General features: G+C 64.7%; 8 protein-coding genes. 3 read left to right on the top strand and 5 right to left on the bottom strand.

Annotation, left to right across the window (positions count from 1 at the left end):
- Positions 1–30: 30 nt before the first annotated feature.
- Both BM193_RS15795 and BM193_RS15790 read left to right on the top strand, forming a co-directional pair.
- Positions 31–1,278 carry a PepSY-associated TM helix domain-containing protein gene (locus BM193_RS15795; protein ID WP_092797420.1) on the top strand — a complete coding sequence of 416 codons (1,248 nt, stop codon included), beginning with the start codon at positions 31–33 and terminating at the stop codon, positions 1,276–1,278.
- 339 nt (positions 1,279–1,617) lie between these two features.
- Positions 1,618–3,921, top strand: a complete 2,304-nt coding sequence (locus BM193_RS15790) for a TonB-dependent receptor (RefSeq protein WP_254786259.1) — start codon at positions 1,618–1,620, stop codon at positions 3,919–3,921.
- 53 nt (positions 3,922–3,974) lie between these two features.
- Here the strand turns inward: BM193_RS15790 and BM193_RS15785 are convergent, their stop codons facing one another.
- From BM193_RS15785 to BM193_RS15765, 5 genes are all read right to left on the bottom strand, one after another.
- Positions 3,975–5,003, bottom strand: a complete 1,029-nt coding sequence (locus BM193_RS15785; RefSeq protein WP_092832427.1) for a DUF4034 domain-containing protein — start codon at positions 5,001–5,003, stop codon at positions 3,975–3,977.
- Positions 5,000–6,208, bottom strand: a complete 1,209-nt coding sequence (locus tag BM193_RS15780; RefSeq protein ID WP_139176095.1) for a hypothetical protein — start codon at positions 6,206–6,208, stop codon at positions 5,000–5,002. The genes BM193_RS15785 and BM193_RS15780 overlap by 4 nt, the downstream gene beginning before the upstream one ends.
- 208 nt (positions 6,209–6,416) lie before the next feature.
- The gene (locus BM193_RS15775) at positions 6,417–8,258 is read right to left on the bottom strand and encodes a glycoside hydrolase family 15 protein (RefSeq protein ID WP_092797416.1); all 1,842 of its coding nucleotides are present in this window, start codon (positions 8,256–8,258) and stop codon (positions 6,417–6,419) included.
- Between the two features lie 3 nt (positions 8,259–8,261).
- Positions 8,262–9,023 (bottom strand): trehalose-phosphatase, encoded by a 762-nt coding sequence (gene otsB, locus BM193_RS15770; protein ID WP_092797415.1) that lies wholly within the window; start codon positions 9,021–9,023, stop codon positions 8,262–8,264.
- The gene (locus BM193_RS15765) at positions 9,023–11,296 is read right to left on the bottom strand and encodes an alpha,alpha-trehalose-phosphate synthase (UDP-forming) (protein WP_092797414.1); all 2,274 of its coding nucleotides are present in this window, start codon (positions 11,294–11,296) and stop codon (positions 9,023–9,025) included. Before BM193_RS15765 ends, otsB begins: the two co-directional genes overlap by 1 nt.
- Positions 11,297–11,556: 260 nt before the next feature.
- On the opposite strand from BM193_RS15765, the gene BM193_RS15760 reads away from it, so the two are divergent.
- Complete coding sequence (locus BM193_RS15760; RefSeq protein ID WP_092797413.1) at positions 11,557–12,672, top strand: mechanosensitive ion channel family protein; 1,116 nt, start codon at positions 11,557–11,559, stop codon at positions 12,670–12,672.

The following is a 12,672-nucleotide window of genomic DNA, read 5'->3' as shown; positions in this document are numbered from 1 at the left end:
TTCAACAAGTTTTGCAGGGTTTCATCACGCATGCGCGCTTTCTGGACTGTCGTACACCGCTGGGCTGGCCTGACCATCGCCCTCTTCCTCATCGTTGCCGGACTGACGGGCGCCGTCACGTCGTGGGACCACGAACTGGACGAGTGGCTCAACGCGGACATCATGGACACGCCGGGCCGCGGCCCCCTGCAGGCGCCGTTTGCCCTGGCGCAAAAAGTGGCGGCCGCCGACCCGCGCGCGCAAGTCAATTACCTGACCCTGGGCCTGGAGGAAGGCCATGCGGCCGCCTTCATGGTGCGCCCATTGACCGATGCGGCCACGGGCAAACCGTTCGTGCTCGGCTACAACACCGTCTACATCGACCCCGTCACGGCGCAGATCACGGGCACGCGCGATTCGACGGCCATTTCCCTGTCGCGCCGCAGCCTGATGCCGTTCCTGCGCCATTTGCACTACAGCCTGCACGTGCCCGCCTTCTGGGGCACGGACCGCTGGGGCTACTGGCTGATGGGGAGCGTGGCCCTCATCTGGCTGCTCGACAGCCTGGTGGCGCTGTATCTCACCACGCCGCGCCGCCTGCGCCCGCGCGCGCACGACGAGGCGCCGCGCCACCGCGACGCCGCCAGCTGGTGGCAGCGCTGGAAGCCATCGTGGGTGGTGCGCTGGGCGGCCGGCGGCTACAAGCTCAATTTCGATCTGCACCGCGCGGGCGGCCTGTGGGTGTGGCTCATCATCATCGTCGTGGCGTTCACGTCGTTCTCGCTGAACCTGTACCGCGAAGTGTTCTATCCCGTCATGTCGCTCGTCTCGACCACCACGCCGGGCCCCTATGAAACGCAGACGCCGGCGCCGTACGGCAGCTACATCGCGCCCGCCATCGGCTTCGAGCAAGCCGTCGGCATCGCCACGCAGGCGGCCGCGCAGCGCGGCATCACGGCGCCCATCGGCGGCATTTATTATGGCGGCAATTACTCGTTCTACAACGTCTCCTTCTTCGACCCGGCCGACGAATTCGGCGCGGCCGGCATGGGCCTGTCGAACATCTACGTCGACGGCATGGACGGCAAGATCATCGGCCAGCACAAGCCGTGGGAAGGCACGGCCGCCGACGTCTTCGTGCAGCTGCAATTCCCCCTGCACTCGGGCCGCATCCTCGGCCTGCCGGGACGCATCATGATGTCCTGCATGGGCCTCATGGTGGCCATGCTGTCCGTCACCGGCATCGTCATCTGGGAAAGAAAACGCCGGGCGCGCCGCCTGCAGGCGGGCAGCCGCTGACAGTCGCCTGAGGTAGCGACGCCACAACGGCGCAGGCGGACGCATCCGGCCTGCGCCGCACGCCTTGCCACCGCCATGCTCACGAGCAGCGCGTGACGCCATCCCCCTTCCGCACCTTGCGATACAGCCGCTGGCACATGCCGGCCGGCTGCGCCGCGCGCCTTCCATAGGCCAGCCATCGCCATCCCCCTAATGCAGTTTACTTGCAATAGCGTGGGGTGCCGGCTATTATTGCAACTCGATTGCATTTACACCGCCGCGCTGCCCCTGCGTCCAGCGCCAGCGCCCCATTCCGCCTTGCTAGAGAAACCTATGCGCCATCACGTATTCGCAGCCGCCATGCTGTCCACTTCCCCGCTCGCCTGTGCGGCGGACGACGTCACCCTGCAAGCCATCAAGGTCCGCGCGGACCGGCCTTCAGACATCGACAGCGTCGTTGTCGTCGACAATGACCAGGTGCGCAACGGCACCCTGGGCGGCATGCTCGAACATGTCTCGGGCGTGCAAAGCAGCGCCTTCGGGCCAAATGCGGGTGCGCCGGTGATCCGCAGCCTGAGCGGCAGCCGCGTGCAGATCCTCGAAGACGGCCAGTCCATCCTCGGCATGAATGCGCTCAGCGGCGACATCAACATCCCCTTCGATCCGCTGTTTGCGCGCAAGGTGACGGTAAACAAATCGTCGGACAGCGTGCGTTATGGGGGCAATGCGATCGGCGGCAGCGTCGACGTCGATTCCGGCCTCGTTTCCAGGAAGATGGAAAGCCAGCCCAAGGACGTGGAGCTGGTGCTGCGCAAGGGCATCAATGCCGCGAACGCGCAGGGCTTGCGGGCGAACTTCAACGACGGGCAGCGCTTCTCGACGAATCTGCAGCTGTCCTTCCAGACAATCGGCCATTACGACATTCCCGGCAACAGCAAGGCCGGCGCGTGCAACAGCCAGCTGTTCCCGGCGACAGGCGGGGTCAACACCTTCCTGGCCGACAGTTGCCAGAAGGAAGCGCGCATCCAGCAGGTCTACAACAAGGCGTCGCAGCCGTTCATCGACCAGTTCATGACGGAAAATCCGGACTGGGCGGACGGGGATTTTTCCTTCTTTACCAACAATCCGACCTCCGTCTGGCAGCGCAAGACCTACGTCAATCCCGCCAACCCCGCCTACGTGCCGGGCACGCCGTCGATGACCCAGAACAAGATCAACAAGGACGTGACGCCCGATTACCATGGCACGCTGGGCAACAGCTATGCCAGCAATGCCCACTTTGCCGTCGGCAGCACCTATTTCTTCGAGCGCGGCTACGTGGCCGCCAGCGTCGACAGCAAGGAAAGCGAGTACGGCGTGCCCGGCTTTTCCATGGAAAACCAGTCGTTCGGCGCCAATTACGCCCAGGGGCGGCCCGTCGGCGTCGTGATACGGCAGGATAAATATGCGCTGGAAGCCCTGCTGCGCGATCCCCTCCCCTACCTGGAAAGCGTGCAGCTGCGTGCTTCCCGCCTGAACAATACGTCGGGAGAGCGCCTTGGCGCCGCCAGGGCGAATGACTACCAGTTCGACACGAATCAAGCCGAACTGCTGCTGGCGCAGCGGCGCGCGGGGCCGCTGAGCGGCTTGCTTGGCCTGAGCCACACGGCCAGGGACATCAGCGGCACGGGGCCGCAGCGCTACCTGCCCGACGTCAGCACCCGCAGCCGCGCGCTGTTTTTGAAGCAAAACATCGACTTTGACTGGGCCTCGTTCGATGCGGGCGTGCGCCATGAGCGCGTACAGCATACGATCCACGAGAGCGGCTTCAAGACGGCGCGCAATGCGGCCAATTCGACGCTTGAAGACAGGGAGTTCAGCCTGAACAGCTACAGCGTGGGCGCGTCGGCCCCGCTGGGCCGGCTGTTCGGCGTGAAGCTGCGCTACGCCGCCTCGGAACGGGCGCCCGACGTCAATGAGCTGTATGCGAGCAACCGCCACTATTCGATCCTGACCCAGGAAGAGGGAAACCAGGACTTGAAGGCCGAACGGGCGCGCAATACGGAACTGACGGCCCTGTTCGGCCATCGGGGCTTCAAGCTGTCGGCCACCGGCTACGTCATGAAGTATGAACACTATCTGTATCTGGGCCACTCGGGACTGCAAACGGCCAATCGCCTGCCCCTGAAATACTGGAAGCAGACGGATACGACGGTCCGGGGCTTCGAGATCGACGCCTCCCAGGTGATCCAGCTGGGCGGCTACGGCAAGCTGGACCTCTCCGCCTTTGCCGACCTGGTCAAGAACCGGGCGGACCATCCGGACAAGCTGCGCGCGCACAACGACGGCGCCTACCTGCCCAACATGCCCACCAGCCGCTATGGCGCCCATGTGCAGTGGCAACGCCAGGGCTGGAAGAGCCGCCTGTCCGGTACCCGCTACGACAGGCAGAAGTACCTGGGCAAGAGCGTCAGCGAGGAAGTGCCGCTCGACGGCTACACCATGGTGAACTTCCAGGTCAGCCGCGCGTTCCAGCTGCCCCATGCGCCCATGGCGGAAATGGAAGTCTTCCTCAGCGCTTCCAACCTGCTCGATGACGAGGCGCGGCCACACAATTCCCCATTAAAATACATCGCGCCCTTGCCGGGGCGGGCATTCCAGCTGGGCTTGACGGGCAGGCTGTAAGGCACCGGGGGGACTGCGGCGGCCACCACCATGCACATTGCCAGGGCTGCGATTCAGATCTCGTTGGCCAAGCGCTGGCAGCCTTCCAGGCTGCGCTCGCCGTTATCGCCCCACTCAGAGATTTTCAGGCCGGTGCCGATTTTTGCAAGCTGCTCCTGCAAGGTAGCCTTGTCCTGGGCCATGCAGGCGAAGTAAGCATAGCGGTTGCGCCTGCCCACGGCGTCCGGATAGCGCTCGAGGATGTCTTCATACCCCTGTTGAATCAGCGGCCATTCGGCCAGCGTATCCTTGAACAGTCCATGCTGGTATTGCCCCAGGGCCGCAGATGAATACATCCAGCCATACATGCCTGCGCCGTACTGCGACCGCGTCTGCGTGGCGACCTGGCGGATATACTTGTCCAGCGCCTGCGCATCGCCGCCCCACTTGGGCAGCAGCGACGTACCAACCTCGAAATATAACTCCATGTCGCGCGGATTGCGCTTCAGGCCATCCTGTACGATCGACTCCATGTGTTTCCGCTGAAAGCCCAGTGCCCGGCCAATTTCCAGCAGGGTCAGATGGGCATAGCTGTCGGTCAGGGCCACCTCACCATGCATCTTCAGATACTCGAGAGCCTGGCGCAAATAGCGCTCGAATTGCACCATCTGCTGCGGCGACACCTTGCTGGCGAAACTGCCGCCCCGGTACGACCAGCCATGCTCGACCAGCACCCTGGCATGCAGAATATGGGCCAGGGCAGATTGCGGATACTGCCTGGTCCATTGCAGGGTAAGTTCCTCCAGTTCCCGGATATACGGTTCACGCGGCTTGGCCTGGTGGCCGATCACGTTCCTTATTCCGTTGCGAAACATCATCAGTTCCGGGCGCCCTTCGGCCGTCATCGCGCCACTTTCCCTGAGTGCGGCATTCCTGCTGTCCAGCGCGGCGAAGTCGCCCGTCCAGAGGTCCTCGGCCGCCCGGGTAGTTTGCGGCGGCTCGTCTGGTGCCCCCCAGGCCGGAGCAACGGCTCCGGTGGCCAGCATGGCCCAGCCCAGCATGGAAAGGCAGGCGCTACGTACGCGGCGTCCCAGGGGGGTCATGGATTGGCTCTCTTTCCTGTCTGTTTCGGTGTGTTATCCTGCGCTGCATCAGGATCAGTAAGGTCCCACACGAGTTGATAACGGACACTGTTACCGTTGTCCGGTTTCGGATAACTTGTTCCCTGCATCGCATGGCTGAGCGCCGGTGCGTCAAAAATCTGTTCGAAAGCGATGGGCCGGGCGCCACGGATGCCAGGTACTTGCAGCGTGCGCTCGACGATGCTCGCTTGCCGCGGCAGTTGGGCGCTATCGAACTGCACACGGACAGTGGAACTGCCCGTCACACTGAAACGCCTGGCAAGTTGCGGGTAACCGGACCTGGTTGCCGGGGGCATGGCACCGCCGCCAGTGTCGTCATACGCGCCGGCATAGCGCTCTGTGACGGTGTTCAAGGTGGCATAGCGAAAACCGTACAGCACCTGCGCCGGCGTCGCCCCTTGCAGCAAGCTCAATTGCAGCCACCATTGGTGCAAGCCGCATTGTTCATCCCGGCCCAGGACCGCATACGCGCTGCGTTTTGACAGCAAGGCATCCGCCAGCATGGGTGGCAACGCCAGCGCCGGCCGTGGTGCGCCATCCTGCCACCGCTGGATGAACGTGGCGACGGCATCTTGCGGCAGCGGTTCAGGCATGGCAGGTATGGCGGGCCGGGGCTTGTCCCAGCGGGCCAGCAGCTGGCGCTCCGTGGCCAGCGCCGCATCGCGCCGCCCGGCGGGCATGGCCTGTATGCGTGCTACTTTCCTGGAAAAATCATTGAAGCGCCAATCGGCATTGCCCACGCAAACCCTCCGCGCCGTCTTGAGCACTGCCAGTGTCGCCTCTTCGTAGGCGGTATCGCCCGCGTCGAGCTGCCACATTGCCAGTTCGTTGAGCAGCCTGGCATGTACGGCCGTGTAGAGATCCGTGCCCGCCTTCGTATCGGTTTGCTGCGCGGCCTCCTCGTTCAGCCAGCTTTCCAGCATGCGGTCCACCTGCGCCAGATGGGCGTCGCCCAGCGCCATGGCCGAGGCACGCAGAGGCGGATCGAGCTCCAAGTTCGCGTCCAGCGTGAAGACAAGCGCCACCTCGCGATGCAGTTGCTCGAGGATTTCGGCATACTGGCCCCGATCGTTGACCGGCGCGGCGGCAACGGCGGTACACCACAGTGCCACGCCGAATGGCAGCGCATGGCGCAAGATAGGCAAATACAGGCAATGGGGTGTCAAGAATAGGCTCTTCACTGGGAGATGGATCGATCGACGCCGCCGCCATCGGACGGCGTACCGGAGCACGCGAACGACAGCTTATCATCTTGTTAATATTGAATATGCACGCATTCTCACGATTCCCCGCTATCGGTCAAATAGTTTATCTCCTGGAAAAACACTCAGGCACCCGGACCGTGGCGCGCGTGGCCCGGGCACCAGGCGCCCGCTACACGGCGCTATCCCAAGGCGCCGACAGCCGCACGGCGCAGTTAATCAAGCCCACCATCGAATAGGTCTGCGGGAAATTGCCCCACATTTCGCCCGTCACGGGATGCGTGTCTTCCGACAGCAGGCCCAGGTGGTTGCGCGCCAGCAGCATGGTTTCGAAGATCTTGCGCGCCTCGTCCTTCCTGCCGATGCGCGCCAGGGCGTCGATGCGCCAGAAGGTGCAGATGTTGAAGGCGGTTTCCGGCTTGCCGAAGTCGTCGGGCGCTTCGTAGCGGCGCATGTAGGGGCCGTCGCACAGCGACGCTTCCAGCGCGTCGACGGTGGCGATGAAGCGGGGGTCCATGGGATCGATGAAATTGACTTCCGCCATCAGCAGCACGGACGCGTCGAGGTCGCGCCCGCCCAGGCTTTCCGCGAAGGCCTGGCGTTCCTCGCTCCACGCTTCGCGCAGCAGGCGTTCGCGGATCAGCACGGCGCGGCCGTTCCAGTGCTCGGCCCGATCCGCCAAGCCCAGCTTGTGCGCGACTTTCGCCAGGCGGTCGCAGGCGGCCCAGCTCATCAGCATGGACGAGGTGTGGACGCGCGCCCGCGTGCGCAGCTCCCACATGCCCGCGTCCGGTTCCGCATGCAATTTGAACGCCTGGTCGCCCACGGCTTCCAGCGCGGCAAACTCGGCTTTTCCCGCCCGGTGGAACAATCGGTGGTCGAGAAACGCCTGTGCCGCGCCCAGCACGATATTGCCGTAGACGTCGTGCTGGAAGTGTTCCTGCGCCTGGTTGCCCACGCGCACGGGGCCGTTGCCCCGGTAGCCGGGCAAGTGGTCGAGCGTGGATTCCGGCAACTGTTCTTCCAGGCCGATGCCGTACAGGGGCTGGATGTGGCCGCCTTTCGAGCGGGCCACGATATTCGTCAGCCAGCGCAGATACTCTTCCATCGTGCCCACTTCCGACAGGCTGTTCAGGGCGCGCACGACGAAGAAGGCGTCGCGCAGCCAGCAATAGCGGTAATCCCAGTTGCGGCTGCTGCCCGGCGCCTCGGGGATGCTGGTGGTCATGGCGGCGATGATGGCGCCCGTGTCCTCATACAGCGACAGCTTTAATGTGATGGCGGCGCGGATGACCACGTCCTGCCATTCCAGCGGCACGGCCAGGCGCCGCGTGTAGGTGCGCCAGTAATTGATGGTTTCCTTTTCGAAGATGCGCGCCGTCTCGTCGATGCCGCCGGCCAGGGTTTCATCGGGCCCCAGCAGGAAGTTGGCCGTGCCGCCCAGCACGAAATACGTTTCGCTCAGTACATAATTGAGCGACACATCCGTGTTCAGGCGCAAGGTCTGTTCCGGCCCCACGTAGCGGATGTGGTGGCTGCCCTGCGTGATTTGCGGCGCCAGCTTGCCCCAGTCGTAGCGGGGGCGCAGGCGCACCCGGATGCGCACGGCCCGGTCCAGCGGGCGCACGCGGCGGATCAGCATCAGCGGGCGGAACATGCGGTCGCGGCTGAGGAAACGGGGCGCAAAATCCGTGATTTCCACGCCGCGCCCGTCCGTGTCGTACAGCCGCGTGCGCAGCACCGCCGTGTTCGGCTCATAGAATTGCTCGCTGCGCGCGAAGTTCTCGATGTCGATGGCCCACACGCTGCCGTTCTGCGTGTCATCCAATAGCGTATTAAAGACGGGATCGCCGTCGAAACGGGGCAGGCAGGACCAGACCACCTGCCCGGCCCGGTCGATCAGGGCGCTGAAGGCGCAATTGCCCACCACGCCGCAGTTCAGCGACGCTTGCGCGGGCGGCTTGCTGGCGGCGGGCGCGTTGGCGCCGCTGGGGGTGTCATACGATGTCGTCATGGGCTACTCCTTCAAAGGGGATATGGCGGCGGCCAGCAAGGCCGAGCGCAAGGCGCCCGGGCTGCCCAGGCGCAGGGCGGCGGCGCTGGGGCCGCTGCCCACTTTGACGCCCTGCCCGCCAACTTGTTGTACATAGGCAAAGCCTGCCTCGTCGGTGGTGTCGTCGCCGGCGAACACGGGGCGGCGGCCGGCGAACGGGCTTTCCTGCATGAAGGCGGCGATGGCGCCGCCCTTGTCGGTGGCGGCCGGCTTGGCTTCCAGCACCATTTTGCCATGCAACAGCAAAATCCCCGGGCACGCTTGCACGGCCGCCGTCATTTCCTGCTGGCACAATTGTTCCAGTTCCGGCGCCAGGCGGTAATGCAGGGCCACGGCGCCCCGCTTCTGTTCCACCAGCAAGCCAGCATGGCGCTGCGCCAGCGCCCGGGCGCAGGCCAGCACGGGCGAGACGTCGGGCGTGGCCGCCACGTGCAGCACGCCATCGGCGCCGCGCCGCTCCACCCCATGCACGCCGGCAACCGGCAAGACGAGGGGCGCCAGCATGGCGTCGATCTGCGCCACGGGGCGGCCGGAAATGAGGGCCAGCGCGCCGCCATGGCGTTCGGCCAGCAGCGCCAGCGCTTCCACCACGCCCGGCTCCAGGCGCACGCCGTCCGGCGTGGGCGCCAGGTCGACCAGGGTGCCGTCGAAGTCGAGGAAAACGGCGCTGCCAGGCGCGCTCAGCAGTTGCAGCAGGGCCGCGCCATCGTCAAGAGTGTCCGTCATCAGATCCCCTTGCGCCGCTTGATGCGGCTGTGGGCGTCGATCTTGGTCATGACCTTGTCGCGCTGGCGCAAGCGGGCCGCGTCGAGCAGCATGCGCCCGGCCCAGCGGTAGACATTGAAATGTTTCACGCGCGCCCGCATGCTCTTCATGCGCTCGCGCTGTTCCACGGGCGGCATCACGAGGGCGCGGTACAGGGCGTCGGCGCCCTGCTCGATGTGATACGGGTTGATGATCAGCGCCTCGTGCAGCTCGCGCGCGGCGCCCGTGAATTGCGACAGCACCAGCACGCCCAGCTCGTCATCGCGCGCGGCGATGAATTCCTTGGCCACCAGGTTCATGCCGTCGTGCAGACTCGTCACCATGCACACTTCGGAGGCGCGGAAATAGCGCTGCAAATCGTCCTGGCCATGGTGCTCCGCCTTCAGCAGGATGGGCACGTAGTTGCCGCTGCCGAAACGGCGGTTGATGCGCTCGACCATCTTGCGCACCCGCGCATCGAAGCTTTGATATTCATCGAGCGACGCGCGGCTGGGGGCGGCAATTTGCACGAAGGTAAAATTGCCCACCATGCCGGGCTGCTGTTCCAGCATGCGTTCGACGGCCTGGAAGCGCTCGACGATGCCCTTGGTGTAATCGAGGCGGTCCACGCCGATGCCCAGCAAATGGTCGGCGGCCACGCCCAGTTCGCCGCGGATCTGCGCGCGGCACGCGGCCACGTCGGGCTGCGCGGGATTGTCTTCCGGCCAGGCGATGGAGATCGGGTAATCCTCGACCTGCGTCATCTCGCCGCCATACGAAATCGTCGACGCCTCGGGTTCGATGCGCGTTTCCAGGTAGCGGTCCACCGTTTCAAGGAAATTCTTGCGGTGGAATGGCGTATGGAAGCCGAGTATCGTGCTGCCCAGCAAACCGTCGAGGATTTCCTCGCGCCATGGGCAAATGCCGAACGATTCGGAATTCGGCCAGGGGATATGCCAGAAGGTAATAATCGTCGCCTTCGGCAAGGCTTCGCGCACCATGCGCGGCAGCAAGGCGAAGTGGTAATCCTGCACCAGCACGACGGGGTTGTCCGTCTTCGCCTCGGCGATCACGGCATCGGCGAAGCGGCGGTTGACCTTCACGTACTGGTCCCAGTCGGACGAGCGGAACACGGGGCGCACGTGGGCGATATGGCACAGCGGCCACATGCCTTCATTGGCGAAGCCATAATAATAGCCCTGCTCTTCTTCTTCCGTCAGCCACACGCGGCGCAAGGTATAGCTGGGGTTATCGGGCGGCACGGGCACATGGTCGAACTTATCCACGGTCTCGCGGTCGGCGGAACCGGCCCCGTGCGCGATCCACGTGCCGGAACAGGCGCGCATCACCGCTTCGACGGCCGTCACCAGCCCGCTGGCGGGACGCTGCACCGCAACACCCTGCTCCGTCTTGGTATGGATATAGGGCTCGCGGTTCGACACCACCAGCACCTGGTCGCCGGCCAGGTCCGCTTCCAGCAGGGCGCGCAGCTTGTCCGGCGTCCAGTCGGACGACCAGCCATTGTCGCCCTGGCGTTCCAGGTGGTATTCCTGCAGCAGTTCGCGCAAGTCGCCGATCAGCGGCTGCATTTCCGGCGGTGGCGCGGGCGCGGCGGCGGGTGCGGCGGCGGCATCGGCCGTCACGGCCAGGTTCTTTTTCGACAGCAATTCCCCGCGCAGGATGTCCTTCACGGCCGACAGCCAGCCGCGCCAGCTCAGGTGCGCCACGAAGACGGTCATCAGGGAAATCAGCACGGCCAGCACGGCCAGGAAAGCGAAGATAAAACGCTTGGTGTCGGTATTGCGGCGCTCGACAAAGCTCATGTCCTGCACCAGCACCAGGCGCCCCAGTTGCGAGGCGTCCTGCATGACGGGCGTTTCGCTGATGTGGACCTGGCCTTGCGGCAGTTGCGCAAGCGATTTGTAGAGGCCGCCCGTGGATGGCGTGCTCCAGCAGCCGATCGAGGCGGGGTATTCCAGGGATTGGTAGACCAGGTGGCCTGCGTTGTCGCAAAAGCCGATGGCGATCAGGCGTTCGTCGCGCGTGGCGCCCTGGAACAGTTCTTTGATGCGCGTGGCGTCTTGCGCGGGCAGGTATTCGGTCAGCGAGGGCCGGAGGGTTCCAGCGAGCAATTCGGCCCGGCTGTCGAGGTCGCGCACATACCAGCGCAGGGTGATATTGTCCAACAGGGGTACCACGATATAGGCAAACAGGCCCAGCACCAGAGCCAGCGGCAGGATGAAGCGCAAGGACATTCGCAGTGATCGTACTATCATCGTTTTCCTTTGCAAGAGCTAAAAGCATGGCAAGTATGCCAATGTTGTCTTGATGGCGGCGCCCGTTTGCTTTCCGTATTGAAACGTCAACGTGGCATGGCGCAGCGCAGCAATTTTTGCCAGTATCGCTCTTCCCGCCGGGCTTATCCGTTCGGCAACGCACCTCCCCGCAATGCCGTCTGCCCGTAAAATAGACCTTTCCGACATCCATTTCACTAATTAATAAGGAGTTTTCGCCTATGGATCTCAGCACGTTCCACTCGCTGATGGGAGGCCCGCTGCGCTCGGCGCTGACCGTGCTCGTCTCCGCTCTGCTCGTCACCGTGGTCGCCATCGGCGTGCACCGGGCCGGCATCGGCTTGCTGAAAAGACTGGCCAACGGCCGCCCGTTCACCACCAATGCCACGCGCGTCGCCTTCCGCGCCAGCCAGCTGTGCGTGATCGTCTTCGGCCTGCGCATGGTGCTGGCCGGCGCGCCCGAGGATACGCCGGGCCTGGTGGCCATGTCGCACCTGGCCAGCGTGGCGCTGATCGTCGCGCTGACCTGGCTGGCCATGCAATGCATCCAGACCCTCTCCATCACCATTTCCGAAATCAATCCCGTCGACGTGGCCGACAACCTGCGCGCGCGCCGCCTGATCACCCAGGCCCGCGTGCTGACGCGCAGCGCGCACGCCATCGTGGTGGTCCTGGGCCTGGCCTTCGTGCTGCTGACCTTGCCCGGCGCGCGGCAGATCGGCGCCAGCCTGCTGGCCTCGGCCGGCGTGGCGGGCCTGGTGGCCGGTATCGCCGCCCGTCCCGTGCTGGGCAATTTCATCGCCGGCCTGCAAATCGCGTTCTCGCAGCCGATCCGCATCGACGACGTGCTGATCGTCAACGGCGAATGGGGCAAGGTCGAGGAAATCAAGGGCACCTACGTGGTCGTGCGCGTGTGGGACGAGCGCCGCCTGATCGTGCCGCTGCAATGGTTCATCGAGAATCCGTTCGAGAACTGGACGCACAGTTCCTCGACCCTGCTGGGCACGGTATTCCTGTGGCTCGATTTCAGCATCCCGCTCGAACCGCTGCGCGCGGAACTGGCGCGTATCTGCGAGGCGGCGCCGCAATGGGACAGGCGCGTGTGCACCGTGCAGGCCACCGATTCGAACGAGCGGGCCGTGCGCGTGCGTTTCCTCATCAGCGCGGCCGATTCTGGCCTGGCCTTCGAGCTGCGCTGCATCGTGCGCGAGCAGATGCTGGCCTTTATCACGGCCAACTATCCGCACGGCTTGCCGCGCCTGCGCTCCACGCACGACCCGCTCGAAGTCCACGCCATGCAGGCGCAAAACGATAGCGTGCCGCTGCACAAGGCCTAG

It is taken from the genome of Janthinobacterium sp. 344 (assembly GCF_900112025.1).
Lineage (GTDB): Bacteria > Pseudomonadota > Gammaproteobacteria > Burkholderiales > Burkholderiaceae_D > Janthinobacterium.
This window is presented reverse-complemented; position numbering and strand designations above follow the sequence as displayed.